Source organism: Citricoccus sp. NR2, from assembly GCF_027594385.1.
In the GTDB taxonomy this organism is placed as follows: domain Bacteria; phylum Actinomycetota; class Actinomycetes; order Actinomycetales; family Micrococcaceae; genus CmP2.
This window is the reverse complement of sequence record NZ_CP115154.1, coordinates 2,998,937-3,015,758: the sequence shown is the minus strand read 5'-3', so window position 1 is coordinate 3,015,758 and position 16,822 is coordinate 2,998,937. Positions and strand designations below refer to the sequence as shown.

Below are 16,822 nucleotides of genomic sequence, written 5' to 3'. Positions count from 1 at the left end.
GGACGCGACATCGAATCCGGTTCTGCCAGGCGGCGCAGAGTCGATATGCTGGAGGCCGCGTCATCGTGAAGGCAAAGGAATCTGTGTGAGCTCAGCCCCATCACCCCTGGCACCCCTGTTGTCCCTGTTGAGTCGGGATACGGCGGTGTCGGCCGCCCGGGCGGGCGCCGGGCGGTCCGATCGTACCGCTGATCTGGCGCTGGCGTTGCCCGATGGGGCTCGCCCCGCCGTCGCTGCCCTGCTCGCTGATGCGCTGGAGAGTGCTGCCGGGGAACATCCGGTGGTCCTACTCATCACCGCCACCGCACGCGAAGCCGAGGACCTCACCACCACGCTGGGCGCGTGGATGGACCCCTCGGCGGTCGCGCATTTCCCGTCCTGGGAGACCCTACCCCACGAACGGCTGTCCCCACGCTCGGATACGGTGGGTCACCGACTGGCCGTGCTACGACGTCTGGCGCACCCCGAGGCCGACGGCCAGCCCCCGTTGCGGGTGATCACCGCCCCGGTGCGCTCGGTGCTGCAGCCGCTGGTGACCGGACTGGGGGACCTGCAGCCGGTGAGCGTGGCCGTGGGGGAAGAACACGACTTCGATGACATCGTCGCCCGGCTTTCCGATGCTGCGTACTCTCGCGTGGACATGGTGTCCCGCCGCGGAGAGTTCGCCGTGCGCGGTGGGCTGTTGGATGTCTTTCCGCCCACCGAGCCGCACCCGCTGCGCATCGAGTTCTTCGGCGATGAGATTGAGCAGATGCGGTACTTCTCGGTGGCCGATCAGCGCTCGCTCACCGACACCTCCGACGACGGGTCCGCCACCCCCACCCGACTGTTCGCCCCGCCGTGCCGGGAGCTGCTGCTGACGCCTGCGGTGCGGGACAAAGCGCGTGCGCTGCAGGCGCAGATGCCCGGATCCGTGGACATGCTGGAGCGGATGGCCGAGGGCATCGCCGTGAAGGGCATGGAATCGCTGGCTCCGCTGGTGGCCGAGATGGTGCCGTTGTTGGACCTGTTGCCGGCGGGCTCGCTCAGCGTCGTCGTCGAACCCGAGAGAGTGCGGCATCGTGCTGATGATCTGCTGCGCACCAACGAAGAATTTTTGGAGGCGGCCTGGGCCTCGGCAGCCGGTGGTGGGTCCGTGCCGATCGACCACCAGCAGCAGGCCGGCGGTTTCGCCAGCCTGGCGGAGGCGCGCGCCCTGGCGCATCTGCGGGATCAGGGTTGGTGGCAGCTGAGCTCCCTGGAGACCGATGCGGAGCTGTTGCCCGAAGTCGACTCGCTGACCACCGGCTTCCGGGCCCCGATACAGTTCACCGGCGACGTGCAGCCGATGATCGACCTGGTGCGTCAGCGCATGGAACAGCAGTGGTGCGTGGTGGTGGCCACCGACGGCACCGGATCCGCCCGGCGCATCGCGGAGATGATGCTCGAGGCCGGGATCACCGCCTCGCTGGTGGACCGGCTGGAGACGGGCTCAGGACTGCCGGCCTCTCAGGTGCTGCTGATCACGGCCGTCACCGGACGCGGCTTCACCTATCCCGACGGGCGCTTCGGCGTGGTCACCGAGCAGGACCTGTTCGGCCGCAACCACGTCAGCGCCGAGCGCGGGGCCAAGCGCTCCCTCGCTCGGAAGCGGCGCAATGCTGTTGATCCGCTGGCTCTGCAAGAAGGCGACTATGTGGTGCATGCCCAGCACGGCATCGCCCGATTTGTGGAGCTGCAGCGCCGAAAGGTAGCCGGCTCGGTGTCGGCCGGCGGGGAAGGCTACCGCGAGTACCTGGTGCTCGAATACGCCGCCTCGAAACGCGGTGGGCCGAAAGACCGCCTGTTCGTGCCCACAGATCAGCTTGACCAGGTCTCCCAGTACGTGGGGGGAGAGGCGCCGAGCCTGTCGAAAATGGGTGGTTCGGACTGGGCCGCCACGAAATCCAAGGCGCGCAAGGCCACCCGCCAGATCGCCGGGGAGCTCATTCAGCTGTATTCCGCGCGGATGGCGTCCCGCGGGCATGCCTTCGGCACTGACACCCCGTGGCAATCCGAGCTGGAGGAGTCCTTCCCGTTCATCGAGACCCCGGACCAGCTGACCACGGTGAATGAGGTCAAGAAGGACATGGAGTCCGAGGTGCCGATGGACCGGTTGGTGTCCGGCGACGTCGGCTTCGGCAAGACCGAAGTGGCGGTTCGTGCTGCCTTTAAAGCAGTGCAGGACGGCAAACAGGTGGCGGTGTTGGTGCCGACGACGCTGCTGGCCCGCCAGCACACCAGCACCTTCACCGAGCGCTTCGCCGGATTCCCGGTGCGGGTCAAGACCCTCTCGCGGTTCCAGAACGCCAAGGAGTCCCGCGAGATCCTGCAGGGCCTGGCCGACGGCACAGTCGACGTCGTGATCGGCACCCACCGTCTGCTCTCCTCGGAGATCGAATTCAAAGATCTCGGTCTCGTCGTCGTCGATGAGGAACAGCGTTTCGGCGTCGAACATAAAGAGGCGCTGAAGAAGATGCGCACCAATGTGGATGTGCTGGCGATGTCGGCCACCCCGATTCCGCGCACCCTGGAGATGTCGCTGACCGGGATTCGTGAGACCTCCACCCTGGCCACCCCACCGGAGGAACGGCACCCGGTGCTGACCTATGTGGGCGGGTACACCGATCAGCAGGTGACCGCCGCGGTGCGTCGTGAGCTGATGCGCGAGGGCCAGGTGTTCTACGTGCACAACCGGGTGTCGTCGATCGATTCGGTGGCCGCGCGCATTCGCGAGCTGGTGCCCGAGGCCCGGGTCGAGGTGGCGCACGGCAAGATGTCGGAGTCGCGGCTGGAGCAGATCATGGTGGATTTCTGGGAGAAGCGCTTTGACGTGCTGGTCTCCACCACCATCATTGAAACCGGGCTGGACATCGCCAACGCGAACACCCTGATCATCGAGAACGCGAACAACTACGGCCTCTCCCAGCTGCATCAGCTGCGTGGACGCGTGGGACGTGGCCGCGACCGGGCGTACGCCTACTTCCTGTACAACCCGGAGCGGCCGTTGGGGGAGACCGCGCTGGAACGGCTGAAAGCGGTGGCCGAGCACAACGAGCTGGGGTCCGGGATGCAGCTGGCCATGAAGGATCTGGAGATCCGCGGGGCGGGCAACCTGCTGGGCGGAGAGCAATCCGGGCACATTGCCGGGGTGGGTTTCGATCTGTACCTACGCATGGTGGGTGAGGCCGTGGCCGACTTCAAGGGCGAAGAGGAGACCGGGGCCGCCGAGGTGAAGGTGGAGCTGCCGGTGAACGCGCATCTGCCGCACGACTTCGTGCCGGGGGAGCGGTTGCGTCTGGAAGCCTACCGGAACCTGGCCCAGGCCAAGGACGACGCCGAAGTGGATGCCGTGGTGGAGGAGTGGACCGACCGGTACGGAGAGCTGCCCGAACCCGCCCAGCACCTGGTGGCCGTGGCCCGCTTCCGCAACCAGGCACGCGCGCTCGGGGTGCACGAAGTGATGCTGCTGGGAAAGAACGTGAAGTTCGGTCCGGCAGAACTGCCGGAATCGCGCGAGATGCGCCTGGCCCGGATGTACCCGGGCGCCTCCGTGAAGCCAGCGCTGAAAGCCATCCTGGTGCCGCGGCCCAAAACTGCCGGGGTGATGGGCAAGGACCTGGTCGACGGCGAACTGCTCGCCTGGGCACAGGAACTCTTGCAACGGATTTTCGCCCCGGAGCCGGTCGCGTCGTCGTCCTGAAGGCTGCCGCTGAGAGGTTCCGCAGCCCGTTAGAGATCCCGGAGCGCGTCTAGGAGGCGTTCGGTCACGGTGTCGGGGACGTCGGGGCGGTAATCCTCCGTGGAGTTGTCGATGAACAGATGGGTGTCGACCTCGTACTCATACAGGGTTGCGGCGGCGATCCCGCTGCGTGCGGCAGTGCGACGTCAGCTGCAGGCTGGCTAGGACGTCGGCGCAGAACCTGAGGCGGCATCACCGGACGAGGAAGCGGCCGCGGCGCGACGTCGTTTCCACCATTCGGGGGCGGGTACTCCCGAGAGCAGCGGCGACAGGGGAGTGGCGTTGATGAGCAGGCCCAGCGCCCAGGAAATCAGCACGGTCAGGGCGAATCGCGAGAAGTTCTCATCCACATTGAACTGGGCCAGCTTGATGATGATGTAGCCGTGGGCCAACACGACCACGGTGCCGGTGCGCACCAACGCGTTGACCGCGGGGCGGGCCCAGCCGAGCGCCATGTTCACCCAGGTGCCGAATATCAACAGCATGCCGGTGGCCATCACGACGCCCACGATCGGGGTGATCAGGAACAGTCCGAAGCCAGAGAATTTGATGTTGTGTGAGGGGATTCCGGCGGCGACGGCGAGTCCGCCGAGAAGTACGAGCACGATACCGAGGCTGGCCAGCTGGTGCGGGCCGAGCCGGCGGGCGCCGTCGTGATGTTCCAGACGGGTCCCCGGAATCGATGCATAGCGGGCTAAGACCTCGTAGCGGAGGTACTCCCCGCACAGAATGTAGAACATGCACGGTAGGGCAAGGCCGATGCCCAACGGCAAGAGCCCCATGGGGCCGGCCGGGTAATCGTCACCGCCGGTGATCTGCGCCAGACCCAGACCGACCATCGACACGGCCCAAGCCACCCAACTGGGGTAGCGCTCCAGCCAGCGGCGCAACAGGGTGGTGAAAAACAGCACCGAAATGAACCAGAATGCCCACCACGGCGGGTCCTGCCAGGAGCCGCCGTACCAGCCGCGCGCCATGAGCTCCCAGAACTGGGCAGGATCATCGGAGTTCCAACGCCAGGCGGCGAGGCTCATCAGCACGCCCCACGCCAGGTACGGTACCGCCAGGGTGCGCCACCGTTGTCGGGCTTCAAAGGCGAACGTGCGCCCGCGGGTGAAGAAGAACCCGGAGAGGAAGAAGAACAGCGGCATGCGCCAGATCTCCAGATAGCGCCGCCACTCCAGATCGGAGGCGTAAACATGCCCCACCACCACCGCCACGATGGAGACGATTCGCAACACATCGACCCCGGTATTGCGGGCGGTGGATCCGGTCCGCGGGGAAGTCGATGGGGGCTGTGGTGTCATTCAGCGGTGAGGGATGGGGCAGGTTCAGAAAATCGTGTGAACGACCCGGGTACCTCAGTGGTGGGTGGAAGCCGGGGCGGTCTGGACGCGGTGGATGTCGTTCTTCTCGAGGGTGTCACCGCGGCCGAGCAGGTTCTTCGGAACGATAAAGGTGACCACGGCCAGGCCCAGAGCGATCAGGCCGGGTGCCCAGGCGTTGCCCCAGGCCGCGCCCAGGTCCCAGTAACCCATGGCGAACAGGGATCCGCAGAACACCAGGAACAGCACCAGGGTCACCAGGATGTTGCCCCAGAAGCCGCCTTCAGCGGAGTGGTTGATGGCCTTTCCGTCACGAATCACGGTCTACCTCGTTCCCTTCGGTGAGTGAGCGTCAGATGAGTCTGACTCGGAGTCTTCTTCCAGGATAGCAAGAGTGGAGGAAGCTCCCAGACGTGTGGCGCCGGCATCGAGCATGGCCAGGGCGGTGGCACGGTTGCGAATACCGCCGGACGCTTTCACCCCGAGGCGATCACCGACGGTGTGGCGCATCAGTGCCACGGCGTCGACGGTGGCGCCGGTGCCAACAAAACCGGTGGAAGTCTTCACGAAATGCGCGCCCGCGGCCTCGGCGGCCTGGCAGGCCAGCACGATGGCGTCGTCGTCGAGTGCGCCGGTTTCCAGAATGACCTTCACGACGACGTTTTCCCCGGCGGCCTGCACCACGGCGGAGATATCGGCCATGAGTGCGGCCTGATCACCGGCGACGGCGGAGGCGTGGTGGATGACCATGTCGATCTCGGTGGCACCGTCTGCCACGGCAGCCGAGGCTTCGGCGGCTTTGACCGCGGAGGGGGTGGATCCGAAGGGGAAACCGACAACGGCGCAGACCGGCACCGTGGAATCCTGCAGTGCGGCGGAGGCGGTCGCTACCCAGATCGGGTTCACACAGACGCTGGCCGCGGAGACCTGATCGGCTTCGACACACAGACGCAGGATGTCTTCGCGCAGGGCAGTGGGGGCGAGCAGGGTGTGGTCGATCACGGAGGCGAGGCTCGCGGAGGGCGCAGTCATGCTTCCAGCCTACCGGCGTCGTCGATCATCTCGCGCACCGCGGCGGTGAGTTTCTGGAGCCGGTGGTGGGCGTCCGGTACGGTGCCGGCCACGGCCTCCAGGTAGCACTTCAGTTTTGGCTCGGTGCCCGAGGGCCGCACCATCACCCGGGCGCCGTCGAGCTGAAACGTGAGAGCGTCGGTGTCCGGCAGGAAATCGATGACGTCGAGCACCGGGGCGCCGGCGAGCGTGGCGGGGGCGGTAGCGCGCAGTCGGGTCATCAGGGTGCCGATCTGGCTCAGATCGGTGACCCGCAGGGAGATCTGCCCGGTGGCGGTGGGGCCGACCTGGGCTTGGAGTCCGTCCAGTTCCTCGCCCAGTGTGCTGCCCCGGGCGGCGAGTGCGGCGGCGGTGTCGGCGATGAGCAGGGCCGCGGCGATACCGTCCTTGTCGCGGACCACCTCGGGCGCCACGCAGTACCCGAGCGCCTCCTCGTAGCCGTAACCCAGGGCCGGTGTGCGGGCGATCCATTTGAACCCGGTGAGGGTGCGGTGGTGTTCGACGTCGGTGCCGGCGAGTAGCCGCTCGAGCATGCTGGAGGAAACGATCGATGACGCCGCGGTGGTGTGGGTGCGCTGTAGTTCCGGCAGCAACCGATGGCCGAGCAGTAGCCCGACTTCGTCGCCAGTGAGCATCCGGTATCTGCGGTGCTCGGGAGTGCTGGTGGCGGAATCGGGGATACCGACGGCGAGTCGGTCGGCGTCGGGGTCATGGGCGATGATCAGATCGGCGCCCAGGTGCGCGGCCAGCTCGAGGGCTGCGTCCATGGCGCCGGGCTCCTCGGGGTTCGGGAAGGCCACGGTGGGGAAATCCGGGTCGGGCTGTTGTTGCTCGACGACGACGTGATGGTCGGTGAATCCGGCCCGCTGCAGGGCCTCGGCGAGCACCGCACCGCCGACCCCGTGCAGGGCGGTGGACACCAGACGCAGTCCGGCGCGGTCGGTGGTCGGCGCGTTCAAGGGCAGCGCGGTGAGGACCTCGTGGAGGTAGTCGGTGACGACGGCGTCGTCGAGCACCGTCCAGCCCGAGGCGGCCAGCTCCGGCATCGTCGCGGCGTGGCGGGCAATATGGGCCGTGATCTCGGCATCGGAGGGGGCGGTGATCTGCACGCCGCGACCGTGCTCGTCGGTCATCCGGGCGCCCAGATACACCTTGTAGCCGTTGTCCCGCGGCGGGTTGTGGCTGGCGGTGACCATGATGCCCGCGTCGGCGTCCAAGCGGCGGACCGCGGCGGCCAGCACCGGGGTGGGCAGCGGCCCCGGGAACAGCAATGCTTCGCACCCGGCGGCGGTGACGACGGCGGCCGAGTCTTCGGCAAAATCCGCCGAACCGTGGCGGGCGTCGTAGCCGATCACGATCCGTGGGGGAGTGTGCTCGCGGGCGTGCGGGGATGTGTGCGGAGGCGTGTTCAGGGCGGCGAGGAGATAATCGGCGATGCCAGCGGCCGTGCGGCGCACCACCACGCGATTCATCCGGCGCGGACCCGGGCCGAGCTCAGCGCGCAGCCCGGCGGTGCCGAAGCTCAGAGTGCCCGCGAACCGCTCGCGCAGTGCTTTGCCGTCGCCGCGGGAGATCTCGTCCTCCAGGATGCGCGCGTGCTCGGGGTTCGGGTCGATGTCCATCCAGGCACGGGCAGCGTGGATCAGTGCCGGGTCGGTCGGCGCAGCGAAATCGGGAGTCATCGGCTCAGATTCGATGGATGATCTCGGCGAGCAGAGCCGCAATGCGCGGACCCGCCTCGGTGCCGGCCTGCAGTACCTCGGTGTGGGAGAGTGGCTGATCCGACACCCCGGCGGCCAGGTTGGTGACCAGGGAGATCCCAAACACCTCCAGTCCCGCGTGCCGGGCGGCCACGGCGTCGAGCGCGGTGGACATGCCTACCAGGTCCCCGCCGATGGTCCGGGCGTAGCGCACCTCGGCCGGTGTTTCATACTGGGGGCCAGCGAACTGCACGTAGACGCCCTCGGTCAGCTCGGGGTCGACATCGCGGGCGATCTGACGGATCCGCGGCGAGTACAGGTCCGTCATGTCCACGAACTCGGGGCCGCGCAGCGGGGTGTCGCCGGTCAGGTTGACGTGGTCGCTGATCAGCACCGGGGTGCCTGGGGTGAGTACCGGGTTGATGCCGCCGCAGCCGTTCGTCAGCACCACGGTCTCGGCCCCCGCCGCAGCAGCGGTGCGCACGGTGTGCGCCACGGCGTCGACGTCGCGGGATTCGTAGTAGTGGGTGCGCGACCCGAATACCAGCGCGTGAGAGCCATCGGGCAACCGCACCGAGCGCAGGGTGGGCCGGTGGCCGGGTACCGACGGAGCGTTGAATCCAGGCAACTCGGCGGTGGGCACGGTGGCTACGGTCTCGCCGAGGCGGTCGGCGGCCTGGCCCCACCCCGATCCCAGCACGACGGCAATACGGTGGCGGTCCACGCCGGTGGAGTCGCGCACGGCTTGAGCGGCCTCGCGGGCCTGGGGGAATCCGGGGTGGTGGCCGGTCAAAAAGCGTTCATCACTCACGCACACCACCCTACTCACCGGCGGTGGGTTTTGGATTTAGGCCACCCCGCCAGGACAATGGTGACGTGAGCCCTCTCGAAAATGTTCAGCGTCCCTCTCTCACCATCGTCGGCGGCGGGCCGGGCGGCTACGAAGCTGCCCTGGTGGCGGCCAAACTCGGTGCCACCGTCACCGTGGTGGAACGCGCCGGACTCGGTGGCGCTGCGGTGCTCACCGACGTCGTGCCCTCCAAGACCCTCATCGCCACGGCCGACTCTCGCCGTCGCGTGATGAAAGCCCCCGCGCTTGGCGTCCAGCTGGACACCGAGGCCATCCAGACCGACATCCAGGCGATCGATCGGCGCCTGCTCCAGCTGGCTTCCGACCAGTCGCGGGATATTCGTACCGCCTTGGAGCGCCGCGGCGTCAAGATCATCATCGGCGAGGCGAAGCTCACGTCGGACAAGACCGTCTCCGTGACCACACCCGAGGGTACCGAAACCGTCACCTCGGACGCGATCCTGCTGGCCACCGGCGCCTCACCGCGTGAACTGCCCACCGCCATGCCCGACGGGCAGCGGATCTTCAACTGGAAACAGGTCTATAACCTCACCGAGTTGCCCGAGCACATGATCGTGGTCGGCTCCGGCGTGACCGGTGCTGAGTTCGCCTCCGCATACAACCTGCTGGGCGCGAAGGTGTCCCTGGTGTCCTCGCGCGATCAGGTGCTGCCGAACGAGGACCCCGACGCCGCCCGCGTGCTGGAGGACGTGTTCACCCGCAACGGCGTCAACGTCGTCTCCCGCACCCGCGCCAATGCGGTGACCCGCACCGAGAACGGGGTGCAGGTGGAGCTGTCCACCGGGGAGATCCTCGAGGGCAGCCACTGCCTGCTCGCCGTCGGTGGAGTCCCGAACACGCAGAACATCGGGCTAGAAGAAGTCGGCGTGCAGCTTACCGAATCCGGTCACATTGCCACCGATTCCGTCTCGCGGACCTCGGTGCCCGGGATCTACGCGGCCGGCGACTGCACCGGTGTGTTCGCGCTGGCTTCCGTGGCCGCCATGCAGGGACGTGTCGCGGTGGCGCACCTGATGGGTGACGCTGTGCAGCCGATCAAACAGCACCTGGTGGCTTCGAATATTTTCACCTCACCGGAGATTGCCACCGTGGGACTGACCGACGCGCAGACTCGCAGCGACCAGTACCAGGTGGATGAGATCAAGATGGATCTGACCACCAACCCGCGCGCCAAGATGGCCGACGTCTCCGAGGGATTTGTCAAGATCTTCGCCCGCAAGGGTTCCGGCACGGTGGTGGGCGGCGTCATCGTGGCCCCGCGTGCCTCCGAGTTGATCTACGCGCTGGCGCTCGCCGTCACCCACAAACTGCACGTGGATGACCTGGCGAACACCTTCACCGTGTACCCGTCGCTGTCGGGATCGATGGCCGAGGCGGCTCGACGCCTGCACGTGCGCGGCTGACCGGGGAGGGGCGGGCGACCTGGTGCAGAAAGTCCCGGTGCACCGTCGTGTCGCCGGTGAGTTCTGGGTGGAACGCGACAGCGGTGATGTGCCCCTGGCGCACCCCGATCACCCGGCCGCCGTCGCGTAGCCGGGACATGACCTGCACGTGTGCGGCGTGTCGCACCACCTCGGGGGCGCGAATAAACGACGCCGTCACCTGCCGTGGGCGCGGATCCGTTGGCTGCGCGTCATCGGTAGGGGACGGGGTCCACTCGACGACGGCGCGCATCGAATCCAGTTGCGGACCGAAGGCATTGCGGCGCACCTGGACCGCCAGTCCGCCCAGCGGTACCAGTCCCGCCGCCGGATTCTCGACGTCGTCGGCCAACAGCACCATGCCCGCGCACGTGCCGAGCACCGGCAGCCCGGACGCGATCAGGCTTCGCAGCGGGGCGCGCAGCCCCACGATGTCGATCAGCCGAGACAGGGCGGTGGACTCCCCGCCGGGGATCACCAGTCCGTCCAACTGCGGCTGCTGCGCGCCCGGCCCACCGGTCAGATCCTTCGGCCCGCGGATCGCCACGGTCGTCGCACCGAGGGACTCCAGCATGCGCCGGTGCTCGATCACCCCGCCTTGCAGGGCGAGGACGCCGATCCGGTTCACCAACCGCGCTCAGCCAAACGATGCGGAGCCGGCAGATCCGCCACATTGATCCCAACCATGGCCTCGCCCAGACCGCGGGACGCTTCCGTGATGGCGTCGGCGTCGTCGAACTGAGCCGTGGCCTTCACAATGGCAGCAGCGCGGGCTGCGGGGTCACCGGACTTGAAGATGCCCGAGCCCACGAACACGCCGTCGGCGCCGAGCTGCATCATCATCGCGGCGTCGGCGGGCGTGGCGACACCGCCGGCGGTGAACAGCACCACGGGCAGCTTGCCGGTGCGCGCCACCTCCTGCACCAGATGCAGCGGTGCCGCCAGTTCCTTCGCCGCCACGTAGAGGGCGTCGGGATCGCGCAGGGCGGTGGCTTGGAGCTGGGCGATTTCGGAGGTGATGGTGCGGATGTGACGGGTGGCCTCGGAGACGTCTCCGGTGCCAGCCTCGCCCTTGGATCGGATCATGGCCGCGCCCTCGCCAATGCGGCGCAGCGCCTCACCCAGGTTGGTGGCGCCGCACACGAACGGTACGCGGAACCGGGTCTTGTTGATGTGGTGCACGTAGTCGGCGGGCGAGAGCACCTCGGACTCATCGATGAAGTCGACGGAAAGGGATTCCAGGATCTGCGCCTCCACGAAGTGGCCGATGCGTGCCTTGGCCATCACCGGGATGGACACCGCGTTGATGATGGACTCGATGAGGTCCGGGTCCGACATGCGGGCCACTCCGCCCTCGGCGCGAATGTCGGCGGGAACGCGCTCCAATGCCATGACGGCGACGGCGCCGGCGTCCTCAGCAATGCGAGCCTGTTCTGCGGTGACAACGTCCATAATGACGCCGCCCTTGAGCATTTCGGCGAGGCCGCGGCCCAGCTGGGCGGCATCATCCGGGGTGTTCTGGTGGTTCCGGTTGGTGTGGTCGGTCTGATCAGTGGTGATGGTTTCTGTCATGGGTCCCATTGTGATCCGAGTGTGTGGACCAAAGATAGGGCCAGATTCTGATAGTTTTTGTGGACCAGTTTGTCTGCCCGAGGAGGCCCGGTGGCCCGCTTTGCCCCGTCGTTCGAGCTGCCGCTGAGCATCGACCGCACCGCACCCGGTTTGCCGCGCCAGCTGGCTGAGCAGGTCCGTGCCCTGATTCACGCCGATCGGCTGCGCCCCGGGGACCGGATGCCCTCCACCCGGGCGCTGGCCCAGGAACTCGGGGTGTCCCGCGGTTCGGTGAGTGCGGCCTATGAGCAGCTGGGCGAGGAAGGCTATCTGCAATCCACCCCCGGCGGCACCGTGGTGCATCCGCGTCTGGCGCCGGCACCTGCACCTGCTTCGGGGCGTGAACCGATCACCACGGAGCTGACAGAGTCCGCGCGGGCGTGGCACCGGGACGTCCGCAGGGAATCACCGATGGGGACCACTCGTGTGGCGCCGCTGCGCCCCGGGCGCCCCGACGTCTCGGTGCTGACCTCCACCGCCTGGCGGGCGGCCTGGCGTGCCGCCGCGGCCCAGCCCAGCCTCGGATACGTGGGCTCTGGGTCAATGACGCTGCGGCGGCAGATTGCCGAGCACCTGCGTTCCGTGCGGGCCATGGCGGTCGATCCTGAAGCGCTGGTGGTGACCGCGGGCGCCCGCGATGGGCTGCGCCTGCTGATCACGGCGGCCAGCGCTCGTCACTCGGGGCCGCTGACGGTCGCCGTGGAGGACCCTGGTTATCCCTCGCTGCACCAGGTCCCCGCCTCCATGGGTCACCGCGTACTGCCCCTGCCTGTGGACGACGACGGACTGCGGGTGGACGCGCTTCCCACCGGCACCCACGCCCCCGCGATGGTGATCGTCACCCCGTCACACCAGTATCCGCTGGGATCATCCATGTCGGCCGGGCGCCGTCGTGACCTGATCCGCTGGGCCCAGCACAACAACGCCCTGGTGGTGGAGGACGACTACGATTCCGAACTGCGCTATGTGGGTGACCCACTGCCCTCTCTGGCCGCCTCCGACACCACCGGACGGGTGGCCACCCTGGGCTCCTTCGCGAAACTGGTCACCCCCGGGCTGGGGTTGGGTTATGTGGTGGTTCCGACGGATGTGCGTCAGGCGGTGACGTCGTTGACGGCGCAGGCGGGCACCCCGGTGTCGGGAATTGTGCAGGATGCGATGAGCACGTTCATGGCCCAGGGCGGACTGCGCCGCCACACCGCACGGATGCGCAGGGAGTACCGGCGTCGTCGTGATGTGGTGCTCCAGGTTTTCGAGGATGCCTCCATGCCGTCTTCGGTCACCGTGCTGCCGATGGCCGGGGGGCTGCACGCGGTGTTGACACTCGACGACGCCACCCAAGAGGCCCGCGTCATCAGCGCGGCACGGGCAGCCGGGCTCGGCGTGCAGGGGCTGGGGGATTACTGGAGCCGGGGGACCTCGGCGCAGCCCGCCATGTCCGGCGTCGTGTTGGGTATCGGTGAGACTTCCCGGGAGCGCCTGCAACAGCAGCTGGAACAACTGCGGGCGGTGCTGATCGCTGCCCTCCAGTGAAGGGACAGCGATCAGCACCGCCCGGTCGTTGTCAGATCAATCCAGATCAGACCAGCCCAGATCAGCGAATGGTGACCTCGTCAAGGTTGCGGGTCTTAGTTTCCGGGGCCAGGATCAGCGCGAGCGTGGTCAGCACGGCCGCAGCGGAGAGGTAGTACCCCACGTAGGACACGTCGAAGCTCTGCACCAGCCACGCGGCGATGAACGGGGTCAGCGCGGCACCCAGAATCGAGGAAACGTTGTAGGCGACGCCGGATCCGGTGTAGCGGGTGTTCGTCGGGAACAGCTCCGGCAACACGGCGGACATGGGCCCGAAGGTCAGCCCCATCAACGCCATGCCGACCATGAGGAACGCGACCATGCGCATGGCCGAAATGCCGTCATCGGTGATCATGTTCTCGGGGGAGAGCCACCAGCCGAAGGTCAGGCCGAACACCACGATCAGCGCGGAAATCACGATCAGGGTGGGACGTCGTCCGAAGCGGTCCGCCAACAGGCCCGAGACGGGAACGAAAGCGGCAAAGAAGAGGATGCCGATCAGTTGCAGCACCAAGAACTCATTGTAGGACTCGCCCAGGCCACCGCTTTCGCGGCGACCGATGGCGTAGGAGAGGATCCAGGTGGTCATCAGGTAGAACAGCACGTAGGTGGCGTACATGATGAAGGTGCCGAGAATCAGCTCCCACCAGTTGCGCTTGAAGACCTCGCTAATGGGGGCTTTCACCCGCTGGTCATTGTCGATGGCGCGCTGGAAGACCGGGGTCTCCTCGAGTCGGACGCGCACCCACATTCCCACAGCCACCATGACGGCGGACAGCAAGAACGGCAGGCGCCACACCCAGTCGATAAACACGTGGTCGGCGCCGTGCTCCACGGAGTTGTAACCGAACGCCACCACCAGAATCAGGAACAACCCGTTGGCCAGCATGAAGCCGATGGGCGCACCCAGCTGGGGCCACATGGCGGCCCAGGCGCGCTTACCTTCCTTCGCGGTTTCGGTGGCGAGCAGCGCCGCACCGGACCATTCGCCACCCAAGCCCAGGCCCTGGCAGAAGCGCAGGATGGTGAGCATGACTGGCGCCCACAGCCCGATTTGGAAGTAGGTGGGCAGGCAGCCAATGAGGAAGGTGGCGATGCCCATGGTCAGCAGCGAGCCGATCAGGGTGACCTTGCGCCCGATGACGTCGCCGAAGTGACCGAAGATGATGGATCCCAGCGGCCGTGCAACGAAGGCGGCACCGAACGTCGCCATCGAGGCCAGCAGTGCGGTGGATTCGTTGCCATCGGCTGCGCCCGCGAAGAAGATCAGCGGGAAGACAGACACGGCGGCTGTGGCGTAAATGTAGAAGTCATAAAACTCAATCGAGGTGCCGACCAGTGAGGCGATCACGACGCGGCGGCGGGGCACTCCGAGCTCGGCGGTGCCGTCGTCGGGGCGGGAGCCCTCGACGGTGGTGGTGTCTGCGGACATGCAGGTTTCTCCTGAACAGGTGTGATTAATTTAGTCGCCGATGACGGCGATGACGGCGCCGGCGGTGACTGTGGCCCCGGCGTCGGCGGCGAGCTCCGTGATGGTGCCGGCTTTGTGGGCCGTCAGTGGCTGTTCCATCTTCATGGCCTCGAGCACCACAATCAGGTCTCCTTCGGCCACGGTGTCACCCACGTGGGCGGCCACCTTGACGATGGTGCCCTGCATCGGCGAGGTCAGCGTGTCCCCGCTGGCCCCGGACGCGGTGGCACCTCGGGCTGAACTGCGGGAACGGCGACGGCGCGACCCTGGTTTTGAGGCCACACCACCGGAGATTGATGGTACTGCACCGTAGCCGCCGGGCAAAGACACCTCGACGCGCTTACCGTTGACTTCCACGGTCACGGTGCGGCGTTCGTCATCGTCGGACTCAGCGCCACCCGCGGCCTCGGCGCCGCCAACAGGACCCGCGTAGGGGGCCAGCTCGGTGGCGAATTCGGTTTCGATCCAGCGAGTGTGCACGCTGAAGGGCTCGTCTGAGCCGTGCACCTCGGGCGCAAAAGCAGGATCGGTGACCACGGCGCGGTGGAATGGCAGCACGGTGGCCATGCCTGCGATCTGCATCTCGGCCAGGGCGCGCCGGGATCGACGCAACGCCTGCTCGCGGTCAGCGCCGGTGACGATGAGCTTGGCCACCATCGAGTCGAAGGCGCCCGAAATGGTCTCGCCCTCCTCGACGCCGGTGTCCACGCGCACGCCGGGGCCACCCGGCAGGCGGAAACTGGTCAGGGTGCCCGGTGCGGGCATGAAGTTGCGACCCGGGTCCTCGCCGTTGAGGCGGAACTCGAAGGAGTGTCCGCGCACCTCGGGGTGGTCGTAGCCCAGGGTCTCACCGCGGGCGATGCGGAACTGTTCGCGCACCAGGTCCAGCCCGGTGACTTCCTCGGAGACCGGGTGCTCTACCTGCAGGCGTGTGTTGACCTCGAGGAAGGAGATGGTGCCGTCCTGGCCCACCAAGAACTCGCAGGTGCCGGCGCCGATGTAACCGGCGGCACGCAGCAGCTCCACGGAGGACGAATAAAGGCGCTCGTTCTGCTCGGTGGTCAGGAACGGGGCAGGTGCTTCCTCCACGAGCTTTTGGTTGCGCCGCTGCAGGGAGCAGTCGCGGGTGGAGACGACGACGACGTTGCCCGCAGCGTCGGCCAGACACTGGGTTTCCACATGGCGCGGTGCATCCAGGAAGCGCTCCACAAAGCACTCGCCGCGTCCGAACGCCGCGGTGGCCTCGCGCACGGCCGATTCGTAGAGTTCCGGAATCTCGGCACGCTCGCGTGCCACCTTAATACCGCGACCACCGCCACCATGAGCGGCTTTGATGGCCAGGGGGAGTCCGAATTCGTCGGCGAAAGCCAGCACTTCATCCGCGCTGGACACCGGATCGGGGGTGCCCGGAGCCAGGGGAGCACCGACCTGCTGGGCCAGGTGCCGGGCCGAGACCTTGTCACCCAGCTGTGAGATGGCCGATGGCGGCGGGCCGATCCACACCAGCCCGGCATCGAGTACCGCCTGAGCGAAATCAGCGTTTTCGGAAAGGAACCCGTAGCCGGGGTGCACGGCGTCGGCACCGGAATCGCGGGCGGCCTTCAGGATCTTGTCCACCACGAGGTACGAATCGGTGGCGGTCACCCCGCCCAGGGCGTAGGCATCGTCGGCCAAACGCACATGCAGGGCATCACGGTCGGCGTCGGCGTACACCGCTACCGCCTCCAGACCCTCATCGTGAGCGGCGCGGATGACCCGGACCGCGATCTCGCCTCGGTTGGCGATCAGCACCCGCGAAAACGGGCGGAGATTCATCGGCTCACCGGTGATGGCGGTCATGCAGGTCGGCTCCTTGAACGTGCTCGGTTGCCGCCAACGGGGCAGCAACGGGGTCTTCGGTGACCTCCCCGGAGCCGCTGGGCACCCCGCTGGGCTCGGTGGGTCACCCTGAAAAGGGTATGCCACCAGACGTGGGATTCCTACAGGATGACGCGCGGAACATGCCCGAATCGGTCCATCT

At 67.3% G+C, this 16,822-nt stretch carries 12 protein-coding genes; 3 read left to right on the top strand and 9 right to left on the bottom strand.

Annotated features, from left to right (window positions below; translation table 11 throughout):
* Positions 1 to 79: 79 nt before the first annotated feature.
* Positions 80 to 3,721 carry a transcription-repair coupling factor gene (gene mfd, locus O1A05_RS14150; protein ID WP_442867698.1) on the top strand — a complete coding sequence of 1,214 codons (3,642 nt, stop codon included), beginning with the start codon at positions 80 to 82 and terminating at the stop codon, positions 3,719 to 3,721.
* A 200-nt stretch (positions 3,722 to 3,921) separates the two neighbouring features.
* Here the strand turns inward: mfd and O1A05_RS14145 are convergent, their stop codons facing one another.
* Genes O1A05_RS14145 through O1A05_RS14125 form a run of 5 tightly spaced genes read right to left on the bottom strand, consistent with a single transcriptional unit; the run spans position 3,922 to position 8,667 of the window.
* On the bottom strand, positions 3,922 to 5,067 hold the full coding sequence (locus tag O1A05_RS14145; RefSeq protein WP_270105856.1) for an acyltransferase family protein: 1,146 nt from the start codon (positions 5,065 to 5,067) through the stop codon (positions 3,922 to 3,924).
* 54 nt (positions 5,068 to 5,121) lie between these two features.
* A complete protein-coding gene (locus tag O1A05_RS14140) occupies positions 5,122 to 5,406 on the bottom strand; it encodes a hypothetical protein (protein WP_270105855.1) in 285 nt (94 codons plus the stop codon).
* A 3-nt stretch (positions 5,407 to 5,409) separates the two neighbouring features.
* The gene (deoC, locus tag O1A05_RS14135; protein WP_270105854.1) at positions 5,410 to 6,117 is read right to left on the bottom strand and encodes a deoxyribose-phosphate aldolase; all 708 of its coding nucleotides are present in this window, start codon (positions 6,115 to 6,117) and stop codon (positions 5,410 to 5,412) included.
* A complete protein-coding gene (locus O1A05_RS14130) occupies positions 6,114 to 7,838 on the bottom strand; it encodes a phospho-sugar mutase (RefSeq protein ID WP_270105853.1) in 1,725 nt (574 codons plus the stop codon). The genes deoC and O1A05_RS14130 overlap by 4 nt, the downstream gene beginning before the upstream one ends.
* A 4-nt stretch (positions 7,839 to 7,842) precedes the next feature.
* Positions 7,843 to 8,667 (bottom strand): purine-nucleoside phosphorylase, encoded by an 825-nt coding sequence (locus tag O1A05_RS14125; RefSeq protein ID WP_270105852.1) that lies wholly within the window; start codon positions 8,665 to 8,667, stop codon positions 7,843 to 7,845.
* Between the two features lie 65 nt (positions 8,668 to 8,732).
* On the opposite strand from O1A05_RS14125, the gene O1A05_RS14120 reads away from it, so the two are divergent.
* Positions 8,733 to 10,130 (top strand): NAD(P)H-quinone dehydrogenase, encoded by a 1,398-nt coding sequence (locus tag O1A05_RS14120; RefSeq protein WP_270105851.1) that lies wholly within the window; start codon positions 8,733 to 8,735, stop codon positions 10,128 to 10,130.
* On the opposite strand, the gene pdxT is transcribed toward O1A05_RS14120, so the two are convergent.
* Positions 10,063 to 10,776, bottom strand: a complete 714-nt coding sequence (gene pdxT, locus O1A05_RS14115; RefSeq protein WP_270107602.1) for a pyridoxal 5'-phosphate synthase glutaminase subunit PdxT — start codon at positions 10,774 to 10,776, stop codon at positions 10,063 to 10,065. The two genes, O1A05_RS14120 and pdxT, sit on opposite strands and share 68 nt — an antisense overlap.
* Positions 10,773 to 11,621 carry a pyridoxal 5'-phosphate synthase lyase subunit PdxS gene (gene pdxS, locus O1A05_RS14110; protein ID WP_270107601.1) on the bottom strand — a complete coding sequence of 283 codons (849 nt, stop codon included), beginning with the start codon at positions 11,619 to 11,621 and terminating at the stop codon, positions 10,773 to 10,775. The genes pdxT and pdxS overlap by 4 nt, the downstream gene beginning before the upstream one ends.
* Positions 11,622 to 11,810: 189 nt before the next feature.
* Between pdxS and pdxR the strand changes: the two genes are divergently transcribed.
* Positions 11,811 to 13,292: a MocR-like pyridoxine biosynthesis transcription factor PdxR gene (pdxR, locus tag O1A05_RS14105; RefSeq protein WP_270105850.1), complete on the top strand. Its 1,482-nt coding sequence runs from the start codon at positions 11,811 to 11,813 to the stop codon at positions 13,290 to 13,292.
* Between the two features lie 61 nt (positions 13,293 to 13,353).
* Here pdxR and O1A05_RS14100 read toward each other — a convergent pair whose 3' ends face one another.
* Together O1A05_RS14100 and O1A05_RS14095 are read right to left on the bottom strand one after the other, a co-directional pair.
* Positions 13,354 to 14,763, bottom strand: a complete 1,410-nt coding sequence (locus O1A05_RS14100; protein WP_270105849.1) for an MFS transporter — start codon at positions 14,761 to 14,763, stop codon at positions 13,354 to 13,356.
* A gap of 30 nt (positions 14,764 to 14,793) precedes the next feature.
* Positions 14,794 to 16,641 carry an acetyl/propionyl/methylcrotonyl-CoA carboxylase subunit alpha gene (locus O1A05_RS14095; protein WP_270105848.1) on the bottom strand — a complete coding sequence of 616 codons (1,848 nt, stop codon included), beginning with the start codon at positions 16,639 to 16,641 and terminating at the stop codon, positions 14,794 to 14,796.
* Positions 16,642 to 16,822: the final 181 nt, after the last annotated feature.